General features: G+C 38.4%; 35 protein-coding genes and 3 pseudogenes. 1 reads left to right on the plus strand and 37 read right to left on the minus strand.

Features of this window, described 5'->3' with window-relative positions; translation table 11 throughout:
- Positions 1-85: 85 nt before the first annotated feature.
- The 16 genes and pseudogenes from BLP57_RS17855 to BLP57_RS12575 form a co-directional block, all read right to left on the minus strand.
- Complete coding sequence (locus BLP57_RS17855) at positions 86-238, minus strand: hypothetical protein (RefSeq protein WP_155512673.1); 153 nt, start codon at positions 236-238, stop codon at positions 86-88.
- A 13-nt stretch (positions 239-251) separates the two neighbouring features.
- Positions 252-668: a hypothetical protein gene (locus BLP57_RS12510; RefSeq protein WP_072448012.1), complete on the minus strand. Its 417-nt coding sequence runs from the start codon at positions 666-668 to the stop codon at positions 252-254.
- 16 nt (positions 669-684) lie between these two features.
- Positions 685-1611, minus strand: coding sequence for a ParM/StbA family protein (locus tag BLP57_RS12515; RefSeq protein WP_092072137.1), 927 nt, complete (start codon positions 1609-1611; stop codon positions 685-687).
- A gap of 33 nt (positions 1612-1644) precedes the next feature.
- On the minus strand, positions 1645-2187 hold the full coding sequence (locus BLP57_RS12520; protein ID WP_072448009.1) for a hypothetical protein: 543 nt from the start codon (positions 2185-2187) through the stop codon (positions 1645-1647).
- Positions 2184-2360, minus strand: a pseudogene (locus tag BLP57_RS18750) (helix-turn-helix transcriptional regulator); the annotation flags it as partial. The gene BLP57_RS12520 and the pseudogene BLP57_RS18750, both read right to left, overlap by 4 nt.
- A 33-nt stretch (positions 2361-2393) precedes the next feature.
- Positions 2394-3509 (minus strand): DUF6017 domain-containing protein, encoded by a 1116-nt coding sequence (locus BLP57_RS12530; RefSeq protein ID WP_072448005.1) that lies wholly within the window; start codon positions 3507-3509, stop codon positions 2394-2396.
- 4 nt (positions 3510-3513) lie between these two features.
- A complete protein-coding gene (locus BLP57_RS17860; protein WP_159430634.1) occupies positions 3514-3651 on the minus strand; it encodes a hypothetical protein in 138 nt (45 codons plus the stop codon).
- Positions 3652-3977: 326 nt separating this feature from the next.
- A pseudogene (locus BLP57_RS12535) lies at positions 3978-4112 on the minus strand (ABC transporter ATP-binding protein); the annotation flags it as partial.
- A 135-nt stretch (positions 4113-4247) separates the two neighbouring features.
- Positions 4248-5147, minus strand: a complete 900-nt coding sequence (locus BLP57_RS12540) for a sensor histidine kinase (protein ID WP_092072140.1) — start codon at positions 5145-5147, stop codon at positions 4248-4250.
- Entirely contained in the window at positions 5140-5817 is a 678-nt protein-coding gene (locus BLP57_RS12545; RefSeq protein WP_092072143.1) for a response regulator transcription factor, read from the minus strand. The genes BLP57_RS12540 and BLP57_RS12545 overlap by 8 nt, the downstream gene beginning before the upstream one ends.
- A gap of 176 nt (positions 5818-5993) precedes the next feature.
- Complete coding sequence (locus tag BLP57_RS12550; protein ID WP_092072146.1) at positions 5994-6950, minus strand: helix-turn-helix domain-containing protein; 957 nt, start codon at positions 6948-6950, stop codon at positions 5994-5996.
- Positions 6951-7175: 225 nt separating this feature from the next.
- Positions 7176-7364, minus strand: a complete 189-nt coding sequence (locus tag BLP57_RS12555) for a hypothetical protein (RefSeq protein WP_005342828.1) — start codon at positions 7362-7364, stop codon at positions 7176-7178.
- A gap of 47 nt (positions 7365-7411) precedes the next feature.
- Positions 7412-7603: a DUF6019 family protein gene (locus BLP57_RS12560; protein ID WP_059085796.1), complete on the minus strand. Its 192-nt coding sequence runs from the start codon at positions 7601-7603 to the stop codon at positions 7412-7414.
- 63 nt (positions 7604-7666) lie between these two features.
- A complete protein-coding gene (locus BLP57_RS12565) occupies positions 7667-8017 on the minus strand; it encodes a DUF2116 family Zn-ribbon domain-containing protein (protein WP_092072149.1) in 351 nt (116 codons plus the stop codon).
- A 75-nt stretch (positions 8018-8092) separates the two neighbouring features.
- Positions 8093-8275, minus strand: coding sequence for a hypothetical protein (locus BLP57_RS12570; RefSeq protein WP_173775443.1), 183 nt, complete (start codon positions 8273-8275; stop codon positions 8093-8095).
- Positions 8276-8372: 97 nt separating this feature from the next.
- Positions 8373-9821 (minus strand): L,D-transpeptidase family protein, encoded by a 1449-nt coding sequence (locus tag BLP57_RS12575; protein WP_092072155.1) that lies wholly within the window; start codon positions 9819-9821, stop codon positions 8373-8375.
- Positions 9822-10351: 530 nt separating this feature from the next.
- On the opposite strand from BLP57_RS12575, the gene BLP57_RS12580 reads away from it, so the two are divergent.
- Positions 10352-10765 carry a hypothetical protein gene (locus BLP57_RS12580; protein WP_092072158.1) on the plus strand — a complete coding sequence of 138 codons (414 nt, stop codon included), beginning with the start codon at positions 10352-10354 and terminating at the stop codon, positions 10763-10765.
- 108 nt (positions 10766-10873) lie between these two features.
- On the opposite strand, the pseudogene galT reads toward BLP57_RS12580, so the two are convergent.
- From galT to BLP57_RS12675, 21 genes and pseudogenes are all read right to left on the minus strand, one after another.
- Positions 10874-12363: pseudogene (gene galT / locus BLP57_RS12585) on the minus strand (UDP-glucose--hexose-1-phosphate uridylyltransferase).
- Positions 12357-12707, minus strand: a complete 351-nt coding sequence (locus BLP57_RS12590) for a DUF2500 domain-containing protein (protein ID WP_158526443.1) — start codon at positions 12705-12707, stop codon at positions 12357-12359. Before BLP57_RS12590 ends, galT begins: the two are co-directional and overlap by 7 nt.
- Position 12708: 1 nt before the next feature.
- On the minus strand, positions 12709-12888 hold the full coding sequence (locus BLP57_RS18755) for a helix-turn-helix domain-containing protein (RefSeq protein ID WP_092072164.1): 180 nt from the start codon (positions 12886-12888) through the stop codon (positions 12709-12711).
- Positions 12889-13241: 353 nt separating this feature from the next.
- Positions 13242-13340, minus strand: a complete 99-nt coding sequence (locus tag BLP57_RS18900) for a hypothetical protein (RefSeq protein WP_173775452.1) — start codon at positions 13338-13340, stop codon at positions 13242-13244.
- A 25-nt stretch (positions 13341-13365) separates the two neighbouring features.
- Positions 13366-13845, minus strand: coding sequence for a hypothetical protein (locus BLP57_RS12600; protein ID WP_092072167.1), 480 nt, complete (start codon positions 13843-13845; stop codon positions 13366-13368).
- Between the two features lie 61 nt (positions 13846-13906).
- A complete protein-coding gene (locus tag BLP57_RS12605) occupies positions 13907-14101 on the minus strand; it encodes a zinc ribbon domain-containing protein (protein ID WP_055056113.1) in 195 nt (64 codons plus the stop codon).
- A gap of 80 nt (positions 14102-14181) precedes the next feature.
- On the minus strand, positions 14182-14562 hold the full coding sequence (locus BLP57_RS12610) for a DUF4825 domain-containing protein (RefSeq protein WP_092072171.1): 381 nt from the start codon (positions 14560-14562) through the stop codon (positions 14182-14184).
- 221 nt (positions 14563-14783) lie between these two features.
- Positions 14784-15116 carry a DUF1648 domain-containing protein gene (locus tag BLP57_RS12615; protein WP_015524994.1) on the minus strand — a complete coding sequence of 111 codons (333 nt, stop codon included), beginning with the start codon at positions 15114-15116 and terminating at the stop codon, positions 14784-14786.
- A complete protein-coding gene (locus tag BLP57_RS12620) occupies positions 15104-15454 on the minus strand; it encodes a hypothetical protein (RefSeq protein WP_092072174.1) in 351 nt (116 codons plus the stop codon). The genes BLP57_RS12615 and BLP57_RS12620 overlap by 13 nt, the downstream gene beginning before the upstream one ends.
- Before the next feature lie 23 nt (positions 15455-15477).
- Entirely contained in the window at positions 15478-15681 is a 204-nt protein-coding gene (locus BLP57_RS12625; protein ID WP_092072177.1) for a PF20097 family protein, read from the minus strand.
- A 100-nt stretch (positions 15682-15781) separates the two neighbouring features.
- Positions 15782-16084: a DUF3784 domain-containing protein gene (locus tag BLP57_RS12630; RefSeq protein WP_242872625.1), complete on the minus strand. Its 303-nt coding sequence runs from the start codon at positions 16082-16084 to the stop codon at positions 15782-15784.
- Positions 16085-16462: 378 nt separating this feature from the next.
- Positions 16463-16867, minus strand: a complete 405-nt coding sequence (locus BLP57_RS12635; RefSeq protein WP_173775444.1) for a hypothetical protein — start codon at positions 16865-16867, stop codon at positions 16463-16465.
- 14 nt (positions 16868-16881) lie between these two features.
- Complete coding sequence (locus tag BLP57_RS17870; protein WP_161208826.1) at positions 16882-17022, minus strand: hypothetical protein; 141 nt, start codon at positions 17020-17022, stop codon at positions 16882-16884.
- An 18-nt stretch (positions 17023-17040) separates the two neighbouring features.
- Entirely contained in the window at positions 17041-17493 is a 453-nt protein-coding gene (locus BLP57_RS12640; RefSeq protein WP_055066318.1) for a zinc-finger-containing protein, read from the minus strand.
- 91 nt (positions 17494-17584) lie between these two features.
- Entirely contained in the window at positions 17585-18547 is a 963-nt protein-coding gene (locus tag BLP57_RS12645; protein ID WP_242872626.1) for a S1 RNA-binding domain-containing protein, read from the minus strand.
- 558 nt (positions 18548-19105) lie between these two features.
- Complete coding sequence (trxB, locus tag BLP57_RS12650) at positions 19106-20029, minus strand: thioredoxin-disulfide reductase (RefSeq protein ID WP_015524990.1); 924 nt, start codon at positions 20027-20029, stop codon at positions 19106-19108.
- Between the two features lie 15 nt (positions 20030-20044).
- Entirely contained in the window at positions 20045-20368 is a 324-nt protein-coding gene (locus tag BLP57_RS18320; RefSeq protein WP_015524989.1) for a thioredoxin family protein, read from the minus strand.
- Positions 20369-20701: 333 nt separating this feature from the next.
- A complete protein-coding gene (locus BLP57_RS12660) occupies positions 20702-21475 on the minus strand; it encodes a NifB/NifX family molybdenum-iron cluster-binding protein (protein WP_015524988.1) in 774 nt (257 codons plus the stop codon).
- A gap of 98 nt (positions 21476-21573) precedes the next feature.
- The gene (locus BLP57_RS12665) at positions 21574-22158 is read right to left on the minus strand and encodes a 4Fe-4S binding protein (RefSeq protein ID WP_092072183.1); all 585 of its coding nucleotides are present in this window, start codon (positions 22156-22158) and stop codon (positions 21574-21576) included.
- The gene (locus BLP57_RS12670; RefSeq protein ID WP_092072186.1) at positions 22155-22355 is read right to left on the minus strand and encodes a 4Fe-4S binding protein; all 201 of its coding nucleotides are present in this window, start codon (positions 22353-22355) and stop codon (positions 22155-22157) included. The genes BLP57_RS12665 and BLP57_RS12670 overlap by 4 nt, the downstream gene beginning before the upstream one ends.
- A gap of 119 nt (positions 22356-22474) precedes the next feature.
- A complete protein-coding gene (locus BLP57_RS12675) occupies positions 22475-22801 on the minus strand; it encodes a hypothetical protein (protein ID WP_226844668.1) in 327 nt (108 codons plus the stop codon).
- Positions 22802-22825: the final 24 nt, after the last annotated feature.

Genomic DNA, 22825 nt, shown 5'->3' on the forward strand with positions numbered 1-22825 from the left:
AAGCCTGCTTTCCATTTTCTATCTTCTTTTTTCTATCTTTTGTATACGGTCTGTCCCGTATCCAATGCACCTGTCAATCCCCTTTCTATTCCCTGCTCCCTGCATGGAACACTGCCAAAACAAGCTGCAGAACCAGCAGAAACAAACATATCACCAGTTTCCCTGTCAGATACAGCAGTTTCCCCACTGCAATGAAAATCCCTTTTACAACTTCCCATACACTTCTTCCTACTGCCATATCTTTTTCCTCCTTATTCTTCAAATGCCCCATAAAATTCCGCAAACCGTAAATCTTTTTCCATACAGGCTTCTTCCTTTTCCCTGTCCTCTGCTATCGTTCCACCGTCAGAAAGTTCTCCCTGAACGGTCTTTTCCAGCACACCCCGCTTCTCAAAGGCTTCTTCCTGTGCCTTTGAAACCGCTTCTTTTACGATTTTACAAAATTGTTCTTTCTGGTTTTCCAGAAGGGTATTTAATAGTTTCATCTGCTGTACTTCTTCTTCCTGCTGTAGATACTTGGCAAAATAAACGATTGCTTCTGCTATAAAATCGTCTTTTGTCTTGAAAATATCTTTGTTATACTCCTTCAGATACCGATAAGCCTGATGATGTACCGGTCTGCTTTTATACAGCCGCAGTGAAGTTGTATATACTTTTTCCGTATCCATAAGTTTTCACTTCCTATCATGCTGTCCGCATTTTCCTCTGTTTTGCCCGGATAATACTTTTCACTGCTTCTTCACAGCCCCTTGCATTGGCATGTATATCCGTTACAAACTGTACATCTTTTCCCTCATTGGCTCCAAAATGCTCCACAATGGAAGAACCACCGCCCATAAATACCATTTTGGTCAGATCCAGATTATAATGGTTTGCCTGTATGATACCATAAATTTCCTCTGCGTAGGACTTCAAACAGTTTTTTATGACGTCCTGATACTGCTTCGGGCAGTCATAGCTTCCTGTTCTCATAAATGCTTCTGTAATGTATGCCGGTACCCCTGCCCCTGTTTTGGCAATGGCTTCCTCATTGACTTTTCCGATACAGTACAAAGCTGCCTTATCCGAAATCGAATACTTCCCGTCCGGCATTCCGTCAACAAACTCTACCAGGTCGGTAGTTCCTCCACCAATATCTACTAAAAGGCAATAGCCGGGAACTGCTTCTAAAAGCGTATGGATCACCACATGCCCCTGCATAAAAACAAACACATTTTCCAAAGACACATGATAATGTACTCCTTCATAACGGAAATGCAGTTCCTTTGTCTTTAACAGATATTTCTTGAAACTTTCTTTCTGCTGCTGAAATCTTCTAGGCGGAAGGGCAGCTCCCATTTTTACGGAAGCGTCTGTCAGTCCCCGGCAGCGCATTTCCTGCGCCAGTGCTGCAAGGGTAAGAAGATAATAATTTTCATTCTCTGTCTTATCCACACACTCCTTTTCCGGCACTTTCCCTCCCACATAATAAAACTGGTTCTGGTATTCCAAAATGTGCTCCAGGCTGTCCGGCCTTGCCTGCAAAGGCTGGATTGCTGCTGAGAATACCGTATTTGCAGTTTTCATGTTACGGTTTCCATGATCAATTCCAATAATCATTTTAGTTTCCACGTTCTTATCCTCCTGAAAGTTATAGTTTGTATTTTATCTTGTCCTCTTTGGTTCTTGACCTGTTTCTTTCTTTTCTTTGTCTATCACAGGAAGTTTTTCAAACAGTTCCCCTATCACAGCTTCCATTTCCTGAAACTTCATTTCATCTGGCATACACAGAAAAACAATCACTGCGTCAGTCAGACGTTCCCCATTCTCTTTCCGGTAAAGTTCCGTATAAGAACCCCAACAACCGTCCTCACCTGCATAAAACTTTTTTGTCTTCTCATTTACTTTTATGAGGTATTCCTCGGTATCAACAAAAATTTTCCGAATGGATACTTTTTGTAAATCGTATTTCATGCTGTCCATATAAACCGGAAGGTGTTCCTCCGGGGCAAAATAGACATACATTGTGCAATAAGTATCTCCTTCCGTCCCCATCTCCTGTAAGACAATCCCGGCTTCAAACATTTCCGGCGGAGCATAATCTACTACAAAATCCGACTCCTTATCCTGCGAAGGTTTTTCAAAACGCCCTGAATCTCCAACCTGAAAATGTTCGGGGCACTGAATACGAAACCTTTCTTCCCTCATTCTGTATATTCCTCCATAATCTCACTAATATCTTTTTGAAATAACCGCTGAAGTCGGACAACTACATAGACATTGGGCTTTTGCTGTCCGTATTCAATCCTCTGATACGTCCGAAGACTGATACCCAAGACAGCCGCAAGTTCTATCTGTGTATATCCATGAGCTGTCCTGAATTTTCTTAATTTTGTTACTTTCTATCACGCTCCTTACGTCTGAGGGATAGCTTCCTGATAAGCAAACAGATTGGATATATAGCTGTTTGCTGTCAATGTGGCATTGTATAAAGCGGTAAGCAGCACTGCCCGGATATTATTGGCTTTCCTTGTACACTGCTTAATTGAGTCTATCACATACTCTACGGTAAACTTATCCAGCTTTTTATACATTCCCTGTACAATGCCAAGAGGTCGTTCTTCCTGATTTACCCTTATGGTCTTTGCATTGGACGTCAAAACATCTACTGCAAGCCCTACAATCTCATTAAGCAGTTTTCTGTCAAAAGGTCTGTCTATCCATATCGCATCATAATCAATCTGATCTTTGAACTGTTCTTCTGCTGCCTGATAGGATAAGATAGGATTATCTCTATACCCATTCACCATTTCTGTTGTATTCTTTTGGGTACTTTCTGCTGTAGTCTTTGTAGTAATCTCTGTATTTGTCTGCCCGCTATCGGTCTGAGGTACCTCTTTGGGTATCCAGGGCTCTGTTTCCCTGTGGGGGTATGCTCTCTCTTTGAATGGTGACACCCTCTCCCTTTGGAAAGGGACAGCCCTCTCTTCTACAAAATGTATCTCTTCCTCTATGACTGTATGGGGACTGATTTTCTCTGCTTTGGATTTCTCTCTTCTTTTTTCAAAGGAAACCGGATCTGCTCCTGTTTCTTCTGGATAAGTCAATTCTTTTAACCGGTCTACGATCAATTCCAGATACAGAACATTATTTACAACAATCCCATTCATGGAAATGGTTCTAAATACCCGTTTTACCACACCCAGCTTCTCTAAAAATACTACTGCATTTGTCGCTTCTTTTTTGGAAATCCCAAACTGTTCGCTGATCTGCTGGTAACTTCTCTGAAGAAGATCTGACTTAAATTTCTTTCTCACCCCAATGACCTGTCCGGTTCCTTCATCTCTGATTTCTGTAGGCTTATACCAATACACAATATCTGCCAGTATAATAATGGCTGTCAGATTTGGCTTTCCACTTTCTCTGATGATTGTCCGATACCACACCTGCGGAATGATATTTCCAGATATATTCAGTTTTGCATTTTCATCTACAATTTCATTTCCAGTGCTATAAATACCTCCATTCATACGTTTATTCCTCACTCCTCTGCTTCTTTTCTTTTTCAAATAAAGCACTTATTTCTTCATCTGCTCTTTTGCCTGCCACCAGACACGCATACAACGAAACGAGGAAAAAAATTATTCCAACAATCATAATCACCTTTATCATTGCTCCGTCCTCCCAAGAAAAAAGGACTAAGCCAGCTAACAGAATCTTTTAACTAACCTAGTCCTTAACATATTTTTTTACAATGTATTGCAACCGAATGGTTTTTCACAAACTTGACCGCCTGTGAGAATGGATATAATTTTGACAGGACCAGTAGCAATAGGTTTCTATCTTTAAGAGCCCCTGCCATTTGATTTTTACTATGAAAAATTCATTCCCGGTCTATGAATTTTCTACCTTTTATGGTATAATAGAAAAAAGACTAAATTGGCGTGAGCCCTTATTTTATAAGGAATCTGCTAACTTAGTCTTATTTTAACATAATCACCGGATCCGGATGTGCCGACAATTGCAACAAACTCTCCCTTCTTCACACTTAAATCAACTCCATCCAACGCATGAACTGCGTTATTACCGGAGCCATAAATCTTTTTCAGGTCTTTTGCCTGTAAAACCTCCATAAACGAGTACCTCCATGAAAAAATCTGTATGTATGAAAGGAAATGATCCTTTGATACATACAGATTATCGCATAGGATTCTTTCCACATTCTTTCCGGCAGAAAATGAAATCTAACAGTTTTGATAGAATTGTTGTTATTTCGGCAGAAATATGGAAAACGTACTTCCTTTTCCCGGAACGGAAGCAACCTTGATATAACCGCTCTCACCGGATATAATCTGTCGGGCAAGGTATAAGCCGATGCCAACCCCTTCTTGTTCCTGAACAGCATTTGAACGATAAAAACGGGAAAATATCTTTGCCTGCTCGTTTTCCGGGATACCTGAACCGGTATCCGATATATCGATCCTTGTAAACATTTCGTAACTTACGGTAGAAATCGTGATTGTTCCATGCTCCGTATATTTGATGGCATTGTCTACAATATTAGCCAGTGCTTCCGCTGTCCATTTTAAGTCAAATGTAGCGGAAATATCTGTATCGTACAGATATATGGATAATCCTTTTCCAGAAGCCTTGGCGGCATATTGTTCTACTACGCTTTCAAGCAGCGGCTGAAGTGATGCTTGCTGAGGGGAAAGTGAAATGATCCCATTTTCCAGTCTGGAAAGTTTTACGAGAGAGTCAATCAGAAATCGTAGCTTTTCCGATTGTTTGTACAGTGCCTCCACGTTTTCCTTTGCCGATGCAGGCAGAGTTTCCTCCATCAAAAGCTCGCTGTATAACAGCAGGTTTGCAATCGGCGTTTTCGTCTGGTGGGAAATGTCCGCAATCAAGGATTTGATTTTGTCTTTTTCCTGTGCCATATTTCGAGAAGATGCTTCTGCGGCAGAAAGATAGTGTGCAAACTTTGTTTCCAAAGCAGACAGCTGGCTTTCATCAAAAGTGATTTCAGAAAAAGAACCGGTCATGGCAGCGTCCAGCATCCTTTCGATTTCTTCCATCGTTTTTCTGACCTTTCTCCGCTCCCATAATACAACAGCTGCCGCCGCCAGAGAACACAGCAGTATGATCACAATGCCGGTTTTATTCATCTTTTGTCACCCAGCTATAACCGATTCCATAGACGGTTTTAATGTATTTCTGTGCCCCAAGCTTATCCCTCAGACGCTTGATCGTAACAGACAAAGCATTTTCATCCACATATTCTGCGCCATCTGTCCAGATCTTGTCTATAAGGTTTCCACGCGTCATGGTCTGACCGCGGTTTTCAACAAGAAGACGCAGTAATTTTTGCTCTGTTTTACTTAATTCCACTTTTGAATCTCCCACATAAAAGGTCATTGCTTCAAAGTCAAAGTGAAATAGATCCATATGGATCGGTGCATTTTTATGGCTTGACGTTTGCTTTCGCAGTTGGGTATTCACTCTTGCCCGCAAAACCGAAAGAGAAAAGGGCTTGGTAATGTAATCATCAGCGCCCCTCTCCAGTCCGTCCACGATGTCCAGATCGGTATCATTGGCAGTCAGCAGAATAACAGGAATCCCGGGTGTGGTTTCCTTGACATCCCGTAGCAATTCAAGCCCACTGCCATCCGGCAGATTGATATCCAACAGGATCAGGGATACACCGCCGCAAAACAGCTGCTCCTTCGCCGTTTTCAAGTCTTGGCAGGAAATGATCTTCCGATCATCTACTTTCAGTGCTTTGCATAAACCTTGATTCAAACCAATATCATCTTCAACAATCAATAATTGCTCCATATATCTCACTCCCTCGTTACTCAAAGGTATTCGGCAAAGTTAATAACAAGACACAAAAATAACCGCCCCAGCCTCGCAAACTGAACGGTTATTTTCAATCAATTAAGTATGTGGACTAACCGTCTATCGGCAGCACACTTTTTCTATAATCATATTAGCACGCATATGTGACAATGTCAAAAAATTTCTTCATTCTCTTGGTTATTAATCTCCTTGATCAGCTGTACTGCCTTCTCTGTATCATCGGTTTTCACGAATATATCCACGCCATATATTCCAAATCCGGGTGCCCCATGCATTGCAACATTCGCACCTGCTTCCTGGGAAAAAGCTTCTATTTCACTTTGCTTTAACATTTCTACGAGCTGTTCTGTCTCTACTATATTCTGTGCATTATAAATCTTTGTCCATTCTGTCTTAGATTGGGAAGTTTCTTTTCTCTCCTGAACATTTGGTGAATTCTGATTTCTTTTTCGATTAATAAATGCTAAGGTCCTAAGAATAATAAATGACACAATAGTAATACCTATCAGAAATCCCAATGCCAATCGTGTTATCTGTGTTTCTGTAGCTCCCATTCTAAATAAACATGTACCATAGATGACTGTAAAAATTCCTGCACATATTACACTGGTGAGAAAATTCCGCCATATAGCAGCACTTTTTGGCAGGCATTTATCCCATATTCCATTATACACCATAATAGCTACATATAGGATTCCTCCTACTAAGACAGTTACTATCTCTCCCAAAACCAAACGAGTATCCACCATTAATAGCATCTGAATAATAATCGCTAACACACCAATCACAAACATTGATGCAAATGCAAGATTTCCAGCCTTTAATGCTTTTTGTTTCACCCATTCTTCATACACCGCAACTTTGTCCAGTGTTTCTTTCATATCTTTATTCATAGTCTGGCTCCTTTCTCCATCCAGGAGCTCTCTCATCTCAACATCGTAATATTCAGCAAGTTGAACAAGTACACTGAGATCTGGCATATTTATTCCTGTTTCCCATCTGGAAACTGTTCTTGCAGATACCCCAAACTTCTCGGCAAGCTGTTCTTGCGTAAGATTCTTTTCTTTACGACATTGCTTTAAAAAAGCTCCAATCTTTTTTGTATCCATATCTCTACCTCTCTTCCACTTACAGCTTACCAATATGCACCAAAATTACCACGACATAAAACGAGAATCCGTTAATTTTCAACCGGACATCTTATGTCTAGAATAAATAAACGGTATTTTCATACCGAAAACAAATACCTATAATCATTCCAACATTCAAACAAGAAGTATCTCTCGCCCAATGCGCTCGGTCAATTTCGATTTTCCAACAATACAAGCAGGAAATTATTTATCATCTGTATTGTTTTCCTTTTTCTTATGAGTCGAACCCAAGCAAAGAAATGAAGAACCAAGACATAACCATACTATAGCCATAGAACTTTCATTTCCACTCGTAAAGCCAATAGCTGACGCTATGAAAAACAGAACTGATGCAATGTAAAATAAAATTGATTTGTTTATCCCTTTTTTCATAAATAAGAATCTCCTCCAAATCCCGATTTTCTCAATTCTCCAAACTTTTATTTATCTTCTAACTCAAATCCGAGTTCTTTCAATTCTTTTTCGTTTCTGACATCTTCTTCCGTTTTCTTTCCAGTAATGGCACTGTAGGCTTCTTTGATTCCATTTTTCACTGCCCATTTGATGACGAAATACAGCGCAATCAAAATAATAATTGCGGTTCCCCCGCTTAAGCCTAATTCATTCCACATAATCATTAACTCCTCCGATTTCGTGACTTTCAATTTATTTTCAATTTTGCAGGCTGGGATTTATCATTGAATAAAACACATCCATACTCCAACTGCTATAAGCAATATGCCTGATATTCTTCCTGCGAATTTTGACTTTTGATATCCTAGAAAATTAATTGTTTCAGGAGTTGTAAATGGCAATAAAACAACATCTATACCCATTACTACAATCCCAATTCCTATTATAAAGACATTATTGTTAGAAATAATGCCATAAAACATAACTAAGAATCCCAAAATAATGCCTAATGTAAAATACTTGATTTTATGGCTGTCTTTATCCATCATCTTTTCATAACAATTTTCACATTTACTGTTACAAAATTCAAAATTATCATTGAGTTTTTTGCCACAATATTTGCATTTTTTCACACTCTATTCCTCCATGATTTTCGTTTTGTCACTAACATGATATCATATTTTTTCCTCAATTACATCCACCTAATTTTAATACACTGCCATTCGTTTTGCTTCTGTAACCAGCATCCTCTTGTTCTTCTCCTGCAAGGTTTCCTTTGCATCTTCATCAATCGAATAGTTCTCATTTATCTCGATTTTTTTCGATTCCCGGTCAAAATAGTCAAAGACTTCTTTCCATATCTGGACGGAACATATACACTTTTCTTCCATAAAATTATTGCTGATAATTATAAAAAAACAGAAGACCAATTAAGATCTTCCATTTTATAAACAAATCTCTATATGAAGCTATATATCCTGCCCATTTTTAATAAAAACAGACAATCGGCACACTTTCGTCTATCCTATTATAAAGTTCTGCCGCTTTGTCCGCCGGAAGATTAATGCATCCATGGGATCCACCACCTTCTCGGAAACGATTTCCTCCAAAGTATGGCTGCCATGAAGCATCATGAAATCCAATCCCCCCATTAAAAGGCATCCAGTAAGTTACTGGTCTTTCATATTCATATTTCCCATTTTCCAACATTTTTCCTTTCAGCACAGATGGACTTTTCTTGTAATACAGTTGAAAAATTCCCGATGGTGTCTGCCGTTCTGCATACTGCATATCTCCTGACACAATATCCGATTCCAAAATGATCGAACCATCCTGATAGTAATATAAATGCTGTGCAGACAGGTCCACTTCAATATACGTGCTGCCTATATCATTCATTCCCCGTGCATTTGCCCGCATAGCGTATACCGGTTCCCGGTTTATCTGTACTCCTGCAATCATTTCCTGCATAATGGTTTCTATTTCCTTTTCCTGATCGATCTTCCATCCATAAACGGAACTATACACCTGAACAGTACGTCCGTTTGTTGTACAAAATTTCCTCTCTGTATTTACGGTATCATGTGTGGCAGCCAGCTGTGCCACATATTCTGCCACACACTGTCTCAGTTCATCCTCATTTTTTTGCAGCTTTCCTCTTTCATCAAAAATAAGCCAGTTTCTGATCTCGTCTCCCTCCAATGTTACCGTTTCTTCTCCAAATATATATACGATTTTGGTCCGGATCAGATTTTGGCATTCTTCCAATGAATTTTTAAGATCTGGATCATCTTTCAGTACTGCTGCTTTTACATAAACAGCCGGACAACTATTCAGATCAATGGTTCTTTTTTTGTCAGTAACCGCTTCTGACAGTGCCTGATAAGCTCCATTGAAATCCATGGTATTCCCTTCCGTTTCCGGTACGATTTCAAACTTCGAATCTTTATAAGCTACATAAGCATCTTCTGGTGCTGTCTGATTCTCTTTTTTTACACATTCCAGTTTTTCCAGCTGTTTTTTTAACTTCACTTTATCATAGGTCATATTTTCCTTGGCTGTATAATTTTGTTTTTTCCAAAATCCCCGAACCCATTTATATGGTTTTTGTTCATCCAGATATTGGGAAATACTGCCATCCGAAACATAACGATATCCGATCAATTTTCCATTGATACTCTGTGATTTCAGATTTCTTGCCTTTACTTCCAGCAGATAGTCCTCTGCTTTTTTAGCAACCGCCTGTTCTGCCTCTTCCGATGTTTTTCCAGAACAGTTAATTCCATTGATCGTTGTTCCCCGAAAAAATCTGTCTGAATAGTAATAAGACATTCCTGCATAGCCAGCCATAGCAAAGAACACTATGATGACAGTGATTATTATCCACATTTTTTGCTTTCCATTATCCTTACTGGTTATCTCTTTTCTTTTTCCCATCCATGCCCCCTGTTTTTAACGATAAACAGCATTCAGACAAATTTTTTAAATCGTCTGATTTTAATATCTCCGATTTAATAAAAAATAACCAAGGCTGCTGGAAAAAACATTTTCTTTTACAAACAGTAAGCTGATTTCTACAAAACATTTTCCGCTGTTTTTTTACGGATAGAAACACCGCATCATCATTTATCTCATATTTAGCACTTTTTGGGTATTTTCAGACACTTTCCTTTTTCTCTGTGAACAGAACCCTGAAAACAGGAAAAAAGGGGCTGACATGACCGGTCAGGGATGTTTCATCCTAGACTGATTCATGACAGCACCTAATCAGATCTCACTTATTTTCTTCTATACAAAATCGCTTCTCTGTTTTCTCCTTCTGTCCGGCCGGATTGTACACGTGTTTGTTTTACACTAATTAGATGCAGATACAAGCAAATCGGTTCTCATAATAATAAATTTTTTCTTTCTATCGAATTTTCCTGGTTCATTTGATAAAATGTCCTTATCTAACAGGAGGGGATTTTTTGAAAAGAGTATTTGATAGTCCTTTTTTGAATAAAGCTGCACTGGTGCTGATCTGGCTTCTATTAATGGGCGGGACATTCTTTTATGCCAATAAAAACTATTTTCTTTACCATGAAAATCCAAATTTAATCAAAGCAGACGGATATTATCTTTATAATTTTGGTAGTCCGCGTCATTATTACTGGGCACTGCCTGTTAAATTCAGCCATGAAGGCAAAGTATATCATTCTCAGTTTCCTTTAGATATACGAGATGAAAGTTCATCCTGTACTGTAGATCTTCGCATTTACATACCGGCAGATTCTTCTGGCAGTGCATTTGCATTCCGAAACAATATCACCATTCCTGCACTATGGAGGATCTTTATTTTTGTTCCACTGCTACTTCTTCTTACATCCAAAAGAAAAGCCTAGGAAGGTTTCACACCTTATAAAAAATATTCTATTTTCATCATCTTCCTTTTAAAAAATGGGAGGTTTCACTTACCTCCCATTTTCCCAAAAATCCTTTTATTTCAGTTTTTATAATGTTTCAAGAAAACGCATGAATGCTTCTCTTCCCTCGGTCGTACATTTGTATACTCCTGCATCTTCCAGAACATGGGTAAATACGATTCCAATCTCTTTCTGAAGAATGCCATGGATGTTTTCTTTTGTGATTTCCGGATATTTCGGAAGAAACTTCTTAACCCACTCTGCATGTTTCTCAATCTGTTCATTTGAAGAAATATCTTTGCCTTCGAGAATATACTCTTCCAAAAGTTCCATCTCACCTTTTAATCTGACCGGAAGAACTGCAAGTCCCATAACTTCGATCAGACCGATATTTTCTTTCTTAATATGATGATATTCTGCATGCGGATGGTACACTCCCAGCGGATGTTCTTCTGTTGTGATGTTGTTCCTTAATGTCAGATCCAGTTCGTAGGTATCACCTACTTTACGTGCAATTGGTGTAATTGTATTATGTGGTTCTCCATTGGTCTCAGCATAAATAAATGCTTTTTCATCGGTATAGCCTCTCCATACTTCCAGCACATGTGTTGCCAGATCTACCAAACGGTTGGAATCTTTATGTCGAATACGAAGCACAGATAATGGCCATTTTACAATTCCAGCCTCTACATCTTCAAATCCCGGAAGTATTACATGCTGCTCAATTGGTGCTTTTGCCATTGCAAATGTATAATGTCCACCCTGGAAATGATCATGGCTTAGGATCGAACCACCTACGATCGGCAGGTCTGCATTAGATCCAAGGAAATAATGCGGAAACAGTTTTACAAAATCAAACAGTTTAATGAATGCATTTCTCTCGATTTTCATTGGAGTATGCTGGCAGTTAAATACAATACAATGCTCATTGTAATACACATACGGAGAATACTGGAAGCCCCAAGGAGTATCATTGATCATGATCGGAATAATCCTGTGGTTCTGCCTTGCCGGATGATTAACACGTCCCGCATATCTTTCATTTTCCGGGCAAAGAAGACATTTCGGATAGCTTCCGGATTTTACATTCCTTGCCGCGGCAATTGCTTTTGGATCTTTTTCCGGTTTGGACAAATTAATGGTAATATCAATCTCACCGTATGGACTGTCTACCTTCCACTTTTGATCCTTCTCTACGCGATATCTGCGGATATAATTGCTATCCTGACTCAGTTTATAAAATAATCAGTTGCTTCCTTTGGGCTTTCTTTATATTTATCCCAGAATTCTTTTTGCACCTGGCCCGGACGCGGCATCAGACAGTTCATTAATCTGGTATCAAATAGATCCCGGTATACAATACTGTCTTCGATCAGTCCTCTTTTTACAGCTTCGTCCAGCAATTCGCCCAATGTTGCTTCAAGATTAACAGGTTCCTCAATGCTGTCCGGTTTCTCATAGTCATCCTCATGAAAAACGTCCAGCAGAAGATTTGTTGTGTAATTTCTTTCACATTCTGGTGTCAGACCTGTTGTAATCCCATACTGTACCAGTTTTGCAATGCTTTCACTTAACATTTTTCTTCCTCCTGTGCTTCACTTTTAAATTTATATTTTTGGTAACATATATACCGATTTCCCTGATAAGTCAGCATACCTCGATCGCCTTTTTCCAATTCACGAAAATCTCCCTGTTGCATTTGAAATTCCATCAAACTTCCATCTGTCATCTCAAATACAACGCGAAACCAAGGTACATGTGATTCAGACTGCATATGGGTATAGATTCCTTGCTTCTTTTCAACTACAGTCGCATCAACAGATTCAACTGCCGCACTGCTGTTATTGCCAAAACTTAACAACATTTTGGTAAATACAAACATCATGATTATGAGTGCTGCTATACAGATTATAAATGCCATCCTATTTCTCCATTCCAGATATTTCATCCTGGGTCTGACTTATATATTGTTCATGATAAAGATTCCGGTATTCCCTTGACGTTACTTTATATCTTTCACGAAATACCCTGTTAAATGTCCTTTGGCTCTCAACTCCTGCATCCAGGCAAATGTCTGTGATGCTCTTACCAGTACATTCCAATTAATCTCCTGCAAGTTTTGTCTACTTTTTCTTCCCATTTGGCAAGTAATATACGTCTTCTGATATTATAATGTGCTTGTAAGATAAAGAAAGGAGGAAAACGAAATGAAAAGATTTAAAGCATACGTCAACTACCTCATGAACTTCTATGCCAACTACTTCAGAATTTACCGCTATATGTAAAGGACATTCCTGCCATCACAGGAATGTCCAATACGGAAACCCAGTTTCAATGGTTTCCCTTATTATACTCTAATTTAGTTGCATTTGTACATGAACAGGATTCTCGAAAACATAGACAAAATTGAACAGAATTATGAAAATACTCTTACCAAGTTTTTTGATTTGTCCAATTAATAATCTCTGAATTTCCATACATCTGATGGAGTTGCATTTTTCATACTCAGCATTCTTTGAAGCTGCTCTTCTGTAAACCACAGATCGTGCAGTATTTTTCCGAAATATAGAGGCTAGATATCAGACCGCTTCATTGCAATTATAAACTGTTGATTTACCAAGATTATTTACATATACGGTAATCAAGTCGCCTTTCTTAAGATCCGGCTTTTCCCATACCAAACGGCTTTTATGATAATACACTTTATCATGATATGTAAAACTATATAAAATCCTGTATGGAATCTGTCTTCTATATCTTGTGTATTTTTGCAAATATACTTTTTCTACCAAGCCCTTCACTTTTGTACCATTTTCGATTAATTGTAAATGTAATTTATCAAGCTTTGCAGTATAAATTCCAAGAGCAGCACTTATTATACACATAAGCACTCCCGTTATAGAAAACACAGTTCCCAACATGTCTGGATTCTGAATGCCTGAGTTTACTGCTGGTTTTAATATCCCAAGAAAACTTAAGACACCGGAAACAAGAAAGAATATTCCTATCCAAAAGAAGATAACTCTCAATAAATCTTCTGTATAATTAAGTTTTTTCATATTTATTTTCTCCACAAGCATTCCATCAAAATTTTTTATCCTGTTTCAATCATATCTAATTTTACTTCAATTTAGTTAAATCCTCTAAATACATTTCTGTATGTCCACACTCTGGACAGACTGCAACTTTAACATCATCTATAGTTGTCGTTTTTTGTTTTTCATCTACATCTACAACGATCCCATAGCCACCGCCATTAACTTTAAGTCTTAAATCCGCTCTCATGACTGTTCCACACTTTTCACATTTTCTCATTGCTGTCCTCCAAATATATGTTTCGCTTTCCTATTTTTCTTACTATATAATAGCAGACAAAATATTAACCACTGAATGATCTACCGTTCATACGATGCAATGATTTCCTTACTATCCGCTATTTTATAATCAAGCGTTTCCAAATTACCAATCAAATCAAATGTCATATCCGCATTAACTTGCAATTCATCTTCAATCTTAACTGCAGACGGCTCAACTTTTAGAAATACTGTTAATCCATAAGGCTTCGTTTCAGACTGTATCTGTATGCTATCATAAGAATATCCTTCCTGATACTCTTGCCCACTTACAATATTTATAACATTCGAAGAATCTCCTACATAATCTGTCTTGTACTGTGACAGGTTAGGAATCTCGTACAGTTCTTCTTTTCTGCCACATGCAGAAAGCAATATTGCTGATACCGTAAATAAAATAATTGGAATTACTTTTTTCATCATGAACCAGCTCCTCTTCACACTTTGATATAAAACAGCCTGCCCAATGAACCAGAAACTGCCATATATTTGCTTCTTTATTTATAAGCAAGTCTTCTGACCGCAAAGGCTGATATTTACAGTAACAATGCTCCTCTTTCATCATTTTATACAGGTTCTACTGTTTTTTACGATATTTTGCGCGTTCCCTTTTTAGTCCTTGTTTTCGCTACTCAAGTAGTCATTTAAACAAACGAAGCATAAATCATAAAAATTTCTGCGATCAATATAATTCCTAAAACACAATCAATCATCAGGTTATATTGACCAACTGTTAGCCAAGTCTTCGAATGCATCAGAACATACTTTATACTTTTTATACCACTCAAGATTGTAACAGTCAGAAGGAGTATCGGCATTAAAAAAATTTCTATCTTATTGCCAAAGTCATCTGCGACTCCATTCCCAGCAAAGTGAACGGGAATAATCTCCGGTAAGAAAAAGAAGCTTATTATTGCAATCGCAATGCCAGCGATGCAAATTCCCCATGTTAATTTCCTGCTGCTTATACCATCCATAACAGTGCCTCATCTGGAACGATATCTAGTAAATATGTTTCCTTAGAAGAAATTTTTTCAAGAAGTTTTTCCAGTAAATTTTCTTCCTTACCTTCTGCTATTGGCAGAAGTTCCTTATACAAAACCGTAGGAATTCCAATAGAATACTTTTCTTCCTCATATACGAGAGAGCCAAATGTCCAGTCTTCCTGTTCCTCTGGGCCTAATTCCACGATCAACTCAACAATCTGCAAATAATGACACATTTGTAGGAAACTTAAATTAACTTTTATCCGGCCTTCCTCGCCCTCTGGATCTTTTTCTATTATCTCTATTTTATCCTTTCCCGTTACGGTCATTACAATTTAAAGAATTGAAAATCTCAATATTCGTAAGAAACAATAATCTTTCTGCAGAAATCACAATTATAGGCAGCTATGCGGTCTCCAGATATCCTTGCTGCCAACTCTGGATCCGTATTTAACCGCAAACTCTCAGAGCCTTCTTTCCACTCCAGTCCTGCCCCTGCACCAACCGCATGCAACTGACCCTTGCGCATTTTTCCTTCACAATATGGCCATCTCATATTCACGTCATCTCCTTTAAGTAGTTAAAGTTCCTCTTGTTACCGAGTATTATCCTGTTCCTGGATAGCTTGTATATCTTCTTTCGCATATAATTTTTGCCTAAATGTTCTTTTCTATTTTTTCTCGTTTCATACGTTCTTTCATCAATAAAACAAATTGAAAGGTCCATATTACACACGCTGCAAAACACCCGATTCCACTGTATAATAAATCTATGGCTGCACCGACTACAAATGGCAGTGCCATCCACATCATCCGATTTCCATATACTCTGCACATTTCTTTTTCATCATACTGTTTTCGTTCTTCCTTAGATTTCATATTATAGCCAGACAAAAATGCAGCGGCCTTTCCATTTGATTTTACAAAGCAGATTCCGAATAAAAACATAATCACTGCCATTCCCAAATCAAAGATAACACAGATTATCATTGCAGACACCTCACTTCCCGCTCTGGCTATCAAATAAAAAAAGCCAAACACAACAGTAAAACTTATTATGTTTGGCTAGGTCAACTTGTTATTTTTTTATCACTTCTTATGGTTGTATTATACTATATATTTCTCTATAGTAAAACAATTTTTTATATTATTTTTTATTTTAATATTATATTTCTACTATCATCAATTTTTCAGATATTTCCAACGCATAAACAATGCTATTAGCTACAATATTTCCGGAAAATTCATCATAGGTCTGTGTTGCCACAAAGAAACGGCGGCTTTTTTTCTTTTACCGTCATGCGGCAGATAACCAATTCATTCTATTTTGAACTTCTTTTATGCTACCTGATGTCTGCAATAGGAATGAATTGCCAAGAATATAAACACAAATAATTCAATTCCTGCCGAAAGCAAAATAATCTGCGGTGTCCAGAAACTCATTCCACCGATATTCAGATAATTGAAATCTGCAAGCTGAGAAAGGAAAATGTTCTTCAAATCAATTCCGGCAGATGGAAGTATGGTAGAGAGCCATGTTGCTCCCATCGCCACATAAGCAAAAAGCGGCATGAGAAGAACTACAATAGAGATCAGCAAAACTGTCAATGTGTCTTTACATTTTGCAGACAGGAACAACGTACAGCTAACCGTTGCTAATACAGAAAGTAAGCCCACTGCTGCGAGAATTATCTGTAACTGCCCCAGATTGATGTTTGGCAGGTTAATGATAGAGTATCGCATCTGAAACGATGTTTTTAAGCAATCCGTCCCGAACGCTGCATGAAAAAGTATGCGCTGATTCCCTCTGCCACACTGCATATTGCTGTCATAATAAAATACTGTTCTTTAAGGTCCATCAGATGATATACATCATCTTCTGTCGCCTGTAGTCTCAAGGGCATCCATCCTTTCCGTCATGCCACGCTTATTTTATCCGGGGATTTCTTTTTTTCCTCTCGGCTTTTTATATAGTCTGTACATTCCCGGATGGTCTGTTCACACAGGTAATAAGAAAATTTCCCGATATGTGTGTCCTTTTCCCGGAGATTCAAACGGTTCTGAAGCCAGATATATGTGCTGTGTTTGGTCATATAACCATTTTTCCAGATTGCATCCAAAGCTCTGTGTGCTTCGATCCGCTTATTACGCAGATTGCTGTCAGCCATGGTTCCCATGGGACGCATACTTTTTTTGTGTGCCCCAATGTATGAATCACAGGAAGGATAGCCGCTGCATACATACAGGTATTTCTCCGGATCCAGGTTGTTATCCCCATAGACATAGGCTGCCGGCCTAAGTACCCCGGGTCTTTTGCAATATGGACAGTACAAGGTTTCCCGCATCTGTTTTTTCTTCTTTTTTGCCATCTGACGTCACTCCTTTCCATCTTTATCTCCGATGTTAAAGAAATCCCTTTTTCTGTGTCAACAGAATTCTTTGAAAATCATAAAAACATTTTCAGGAAGCTCTTTTGATAAGCCTTGTGATAATGCCTTCTGCCACTTCATAGTTGTCGTTGATGCGGGTCACCACAAATCCGATCTTATCTTTCTTTCCCGGAAGTGCGGACATATTGCAGGAATGTGCCACGGCATTGACTCCGATATCAAGGCGGATAAAATAGGTTCCCTTATAGACTTCCGTAATGATCCCTGTATATTTTCCCTGTTTATGGCATTTCCGGAGGTTATCTTTATTGATATTGGCTGTCGGACTCTTTGCATCCACTTCTATAATGATCTGGTCAACAGAGCTTGCTTCCACCTTATTGACCATGACCAGCACCAGATCACCTACCTGGAATTTTTCTCCGGCATCTACCATCCACTCCCAGGCCATGTCTCTGGCCCGGACAGATACTTCTACACCAAAGACTTCCAGGCGGACTGCTTTGGGAGCTACCGCGATCACCCTTGCTTCCACGATCCTGCCTTCATAGAGCATTGGTTTTTCTGTATCTTCCCCAAGGTAAAAAGTCTGTCTCTTTTTAAGCATTGCATCTTTTCTGGATGCTACAACGCTCCGGCTCTTGTTATCCAGATCTTTGATGATGAAATCAATATCACAGCCGAGCATGTTGTTAGCAATACGGACCTGACGGTTTAAGGTATCCGCGTTTTCACGCCCGTCTCCCTGAAGGTTGATCATCATTTCATTCATTGGGATAATGATCCGGAAACCATTAAAGTATGTAACAGCAACCATCCATCCACTCTCCAGTTTTTCAATGCCCCTAAGCTGGCCCGTCAGGATCTTTCTGGTACGATGTGCATTCAAAAGCTGATGCCATCTGGCTTCTTCCTGTTCCTCCATGCTTTCAACCTGCGCGTCTACATCGATTGTCAAAACACCATCGTAGACCGCACGCGGAACATCTTTTTCCCCGTTTCCCGCCAAAACTGTTTTTCTGGTATCCTCCATATACTTCCTCCTGTTCTTATTTATTTTTGTCTTCTCTGCTCCATCCAGAAAACTCCTTTTCCTCCGGTACTCAGGAAAGACAAAAGAAGACACAAAAAAAACAGCCCGTTTAAAGCTGCTTTCTTCATGCCTTCTTTTTACAGATACCATTCTATAATACATGGAATTCTATGTCAATATTACCTCGATTGCAATAGTGTCGCATATTAGTTCCTTTTATGAAGCCTGTACGACAGAAGGATTTGGTAACACTAAGAACTGCCAGATTCCTGTGTCCTTATAGAAAATTCCATCTCATATGTAATTGTTTCATTATATAGTGTTTATTTCTTCCTCTTAATCGTCCCCAATAAGACAACCGACCTTCTTGTACATTTTTAAACTATAGATATTACGGAACAGTTGCAGTAGATATATATTTTTTCAAATAGCTGAAGGATAATACCTGATTATCTGTTATTTATATACATAATACATATTGAATTTTAGTAAAACTAGAGGATACATAAAAATGCCATTAACCAAAGAACAATTTCTTAAACAATTAAATTCTGATTGTTATTTCTCCACATACTCTTCTGCCATATGTACTGCCATAGCACCATCTGCCACTGCTGTTACTATCTGACGAAGTAACTTTGTTCTGACATCTCCTACAGCATAAACACCCGGAATACTCGTTTCAGTGTTTTCACCTGCCACAATATATCCTTTATTATCCAGTTCTATCTGATTATCTAAAAAATCTGTTGTCGGTTTTCTTCCTATACTCACAAACAGGCCGTCACATTCTATAATGTTTTCTTCTCCTGTAACTGTATCTTTCAACCGCACACCAGTCAATCGTTCTCCATAAATCAGTTCATTTACTGTATTGTTCCATCGAAACTCTATATTTTCAGTTTTCATCAGCTGGTCATGGTAGATTTTCGTTGCACGTAATGTATCTCTTCGATGAACAATGATGACTTTCTTAGCAATTCGACTTAAAAGAACAGCATCTGATACAGCAGAATTTCCACCACCAACAACCACCACGATCTTATCTTTATAAAACATACCATCACAGGAGGCACAATAAGCAACCCCATGACCTATCAATTCTTTTTCTTTAGCAAGGCCAAGTTCTCTTGGATTTGCTCCAGTAGCAATCACTACTGTTTTCCCAATATAAATTCCCGAACTAGTTTCTACTCTCTTAAGCTTTCCTGTTAAATCCATATTATAAACTTCAGCATATTCACTTTTAGCATCAAATTTTTCCGCCTGTTTTTGCATTTTCTCTGCCAATGAAAATCCGTCAATTCCATTTTCAAAACCAGGATAGTTATCAATCTGCCAGGTCAATGACATCTGACCACCTGCAGATAATTTTTCTATAACAATTGTATCAAGTCCTGCTCTGGCTGCGTATAATGCTGAAGTATACCCTCCAGGTCCTCCCCCTACGATAATCATATCGTAAACATGATTTTCATTCATACAGCAGTCCTCCTTTTATTTTTCCAATGCTTCATTAATAAAATTCTCTATCATTATTTTTGATTCAGGTGCAACAATAGAATCTATTGCCTTTCCATTTCGATATAAAACCAGCGTAGGAATCACCTCAATCTTTTCAGCTTCTGCAATCTGCGGTTCTTCATCAATATTTACTTTTCCAGCAACAAGAATATCGCTGTATTCTTCACTTATTTTTTCATAAGCTGCTCCAATTCTACGGCAATAACCACACCACGGTGCCCAGAAATCAACCAAAACCGGTTTTTCCTTATGAATTAATTGTCCAAACTTTTCTTTATTTATATTTATAGATGTCATATTTTTCAACTCCTTCTCCTATTTGAACTTAATATACCCCAAATAAGTGCTTGCTTCCGTGATGATATCACAGAAAAGTTGATTTACTTTATTACGCTTTTTTACTTCTATTTACAGCATATGTCAGTTATATAATTGACTCTTCTCAATAAATTAAGTATACTCTCATCTTTGACAGTTACAAAAAGATGGGAGTATTATACGTTCAATTCATTATTTTCGGCAAGTAAGAAATAATCAATATGAGAATCACATAACACAAAAGGATGTACTGCGGTAACTTCTACATTACCTTGGCACATCCTTTCGTACTATTATTTTTTGCTATTCTTCTTAATGGCAGCTGTGGCTTCCACATCCATGCTCACCACATGTATGTCCTTCCCCGTGGTTGTGCTCATGGTGAGAACATTTCACATCCGGATTATACTCAAGTGTTTCATTGATAAAAGCTTCTACTGCTTCATCTGCATCTCCGGAAACTCCTCCGAAAAGCTTGATGCCTGCTGCCGCTAACGCTGTCTGTGCGCCGCCTCCGATTCCGCCACAAATCAAAACATCTGCATTCAATGCATTAAGAACTCCTGCCAATGCGCCATGTCCGCTTCCATTCGTATCTACTATTTCTGAATGTACTACTTTTCCTTCCTCTACATCGTAAATCTTAAATGTCTCTGTGTGTCCAAAGTGCTGGAAAATCTGTCCATTTTCATATGTTACTGCTATTCTCATAATACCTTCTCCTTTTTCTGCTGCATATTTTTTGTAAATTTCCTGTTTGTAACATCCTCCAAAGCTGCAGTTGCCGCTCTGACCGTCACAGATTCTGAAATCCCCGCCCTCAATTCTGAGCGGATGTCCGTCAATAAGTGCATCTGCTATTTTCTTCCGGGCAATCTCGTAAATCCGCTGGACCGTCGTTCTTGCGATCTGCATAGATACTGCACACTGCTCCTGACTATAACCTTTCTTGTCCAAAAGACGGATTGTCTCGTACTCATCTACCGTCAGAACAATGGGTGTTTTTTTCTCCGTATCATCTGCCGGAAGAAATTCTAAAACATTGGGGAAATGGCAGACTTTTCTGCATTTTACTGGTCTCGGCATAAACTGCTCCTTTCTCGCTTTTCTTATATAATAGTCCTATAAAAGACATATGTCAATAACGTTTTTGACATATGCCTTTTATGAATCACCTTATAGTATTACTTCTTTTCATTATTTTTTAATTTACAGATACCCTGCGTCATTGTTCCCATTGGACAAAATGTACACCAGGTTCGTGGCTTATATAACACCATTACAATCAACCCTAACAACAAAGATGTAAGCATCAAACTATAAAATCCAAAACTAAACTGTGCCACCCAATCAGCTACTGTTCCGGCAGTGTATGTCCATCCCCACGGAACACGGAAGGTCCAGAATAATTTGATGGCTTCACGTAAGGATGATGCTCCGGCACCAACTAAATATGTCTGAAATACCATATTCCCAAACATTGTAAGGAAAAATATCAAAAAGCCGTATCGGAACCATTTTGAACTCATCCATCGCGGGGTTGGTTTATTTCTTGAGCATTTTAAATCTCCACCAAGCTTACTAAAAAGCTGGCCACGTCCACACAAATGATTACAGAAAAATTTATTTCCACCGAATATTGCTATTCCTAACGGCAACAGGAAATCAATCATCCCAAACCAGGCGAACAAAATATTAAAAAAACCGAGTGTAAAATAAAGGATCGCCCATATCCATAAATAATCATACCAATGTTTCTTTTTCTTCACATCGCTGTCCTCTCTTTCATTTCAATACAACCTGCCGGACAGGACTTTGCACATTTTCCACATCCTACACACACTGTTTCTTCTATCACAGCATAACATCCATGGTAAACTTTGGCCGCTGCCAGCGGACAAGTATTTTCACATACTCCGCAGGCAACACATCTTTTTTTATCGACACTTGCCACTCTTTTTGCCAATGCTTTGTTCCCCTTTCAAATTTTGTATCTCTATTGTACCTGAAAAAGGTAAATCCTTCTGTGACATTATTACATAAGAATTTACCTTGAACGCTAATCATTACAATGACATATTTTTATTATACATTACCTTTATATTTATATATGATGTTTAGAATCTCCTCAGTTGTTCGAATAATTTCTTTTTGTTTTTCTTTCATTGTTATAGATTTGCTTTCTTCTTCAGCTAACGAAGAGTAAAGGTGAATGGTATTAGCATGATTCCATATCTCATCGCAAATTTTCTCGATTTCATCAGAACTCCGAAATGCCTGGTCTGTTTGCATTTGCAAGTGTTCTCGTTGCTCTTCCAGATGATTCATCCGTTCTTGTAACTGATCCCTTTCTTTCTGCAATCGATCATGTTGTGCTTGCAGTTGATCTATTTGTATTTTAATTTCACTCATCTTTTCTTTCTGTCTCCGCATAAG

The sequence above is a fragment of the Blautia sp. SF-50 genome, assembly GCF_900101315.1.
Classification (GTDB): Bacteria; Bacillota; Clostridia; order Lachnospirales; family Lachnospiraceae; genus Blautia_A; species Blautia_A fusiformis.

Bases quoted from the DNA above. Each gene is read 5' to 3' on its own strand.
- BLP57_RS12620 (WP_092072174.1), bottom strand. From the start codon at position 15,454: ATGACCGTAACGGGAAAGGATAAAATAGAGATAATAGAAAAAGATCCA.
- BLP57_RS12575 (WP_092072155.1), bottom strand. From the start codon at position 9,821: ATGGGAAAAAGAAAAGAGATAACCAGTAAGGATAATGGAAAGCAAAAA.
- BLP57_RS12605 (WP_055056113.1), bottom strand. From the start codon at position 14,101: ATGAGAAAATGTGAAAAGTGTGGAACAGTCATGAGAGCGGATTTAAGA.
- BLP57_RS12660 (WP_015524988.1), bottom strand. From the start codon at position 21,475: ATGCCGAGACCAGTAAAATGCAGAAAAGTCTGCCATTTCCCCAATGTT.
- BLP57_RS12545 (WP_092072143.1), bottom strand. From the start codon at position 5,817: ATGGAGCAATTATTGATTGTTGAAGATGATATTGGTTTGAATCAAGGT.
- BLP57_RS12520 (WP_072448009.1), bottom strand. From the start codon at position 2,187: ATGAGGGAAGAAAGGTTTCGTATTCAGTGCCCCGAACATTTTCAGGTT.
- BLP57_RS12630 (WP_242872625.1), bottom strand. From the start codon at position 16,084: ATGGCAGTGATTATGTTTTTATTCGGAATCTGCTTTGTAAAATCAAAT.
- BLP57_RS12635 (WP_173775444.1), bottom strand. From the start codon at position 16,867: ATGCGATACTCTATCATTAACCTGCCAAACATCAATCTGGGGCAGTTA.
- BLP57_RS12675 (WP_226844668.1), bottom strand. From the start codon at position 22,801: ATGAGTGAAATTAAAATACAAATAGATCAACTGCAAGCACAACATGAT.
- BLP57_RS12540 (WP_092072140.1), bottom strand. From the start codon at position 5,147: ATGAATAAAACCGGCATTGTGATCATACTGCTGTGTTCTCTGGCGGCG.
- BLP57_RS12570 (WP_173775443.1), bottom strand. From the start codon at position 8,275: ATGGAAGAAAAGTGTATATGTTCCGTCCAGATATGGAAAGAAGTCTTT.
- BLP57_RS12530 (WP_072448005.1), bottom strand. From the start codon at position 3,509: ATGAATGGAGGTATTTATAGCACTGGAAATGAAATTGTAGATGAAAAT.
- BLP57_RS12560 (WP_059085796.1), bottom strand. From the start codon at position 7,603: ATGTGGAATGAATTAGGCTTAAGCGGGGGAACCGCAATTATTATTTTG.
- BLP57_RS12625 (WP_092072177.1), bottom strand. From the start codon at position 15,681: ATGAGATGGCCATATTGTGAAGGAAAAATGCGCAAGGGTCAGTTGCAT.
- BLP57_RS12555 (WP_005342828.1), bottom strand. From the start codon at position 7,364: ATGAAAAAAGGGATAAACAAATCAATTTTATTTTACATTGCATCAGTT.
- BLP57_RS12590 (WP_158526443.1), bottom strand. From the start codon at position 12,707: ATGGCATTTATAATCTGTATAGCAGCACTCATAATCATGATGTTTGTA.
- BLP57_RS18320 (WP_015524989.1), bottom strand. From the start codon at position 20,368: ATGACATCTATAAATATAAATAAAGAAAAGTTTGGACAATTAATTCAT.
- BLP57_RS17860 (WP_159430634.1), bottom strand. From the start codon at position 3,651: ATGATAAAGGTGATTATGATTGTTGGAATAATTTTTTTCCTCGTTTCG.
- BLP57_RS12645 (WP_242872626.1), bottom strand. From the start codon at position 18,547: ATGGAGGATACCAGAAAAACAGTTTTGGCGGGAAACGGGGAAAAAGAT.
- BLP57_RS12550 (WP_092072146.1), bottom strand. From the start codon at position 6,950: ATGGATACAAAAAAGATTGGAGCTTTTTTAAAGCAATGTCGTAAAGAA.
- BLP57_RS12610 (WP_092072171.1), bottom strand. From the start codon at position 14,562: ATGATGAAAAAAGTAATTCCAATTATTTTATTTACGGTATCAGCAATA.
- BLP57_RS12600 (WP_092072167.1), bottom strand. From the start codon at position 13,845: ATGAAAAAACTTAATTATACAGAAGATTTATTGAGAGTTATCTTCTTT.
- trxB (WP_015524990.1), bottom strand. From the start codon at position 20,029: ATGAATGAAAATCATGTTTACGATATGATTATCGTAGGGGGAGGACCT.
- BLP57_RS12510 (WP_072448012.1), bottom strand. From the start codon at position 668: ATGGATACGGAAAAAGTATATACAACTTCACTGCGGCTGTATAAAAGC.
- BLP57_RS12640 (WP_055066318.1), bottom strand. From the start codon at position 17,493: ATGGCAAAAAAGAAGAAAAAACAGATGCGGGAAACCTTGTACTGTCCA.
- BLP57_RS17855 (WP_155512673.1), bottom strand. From the start codon at position 238: ATGGCAGTAGGAAGAAGTGTATGGGAAGTTGTAAAAGGGATTTTCATT.
- BLP57_RS12615 (WP_015524994.1), bottom strand. From the start codon at position 15,116: ATGGATGGTATAAGCAGCAGGAAATTAACATGGGGAATTTGCATCGCT.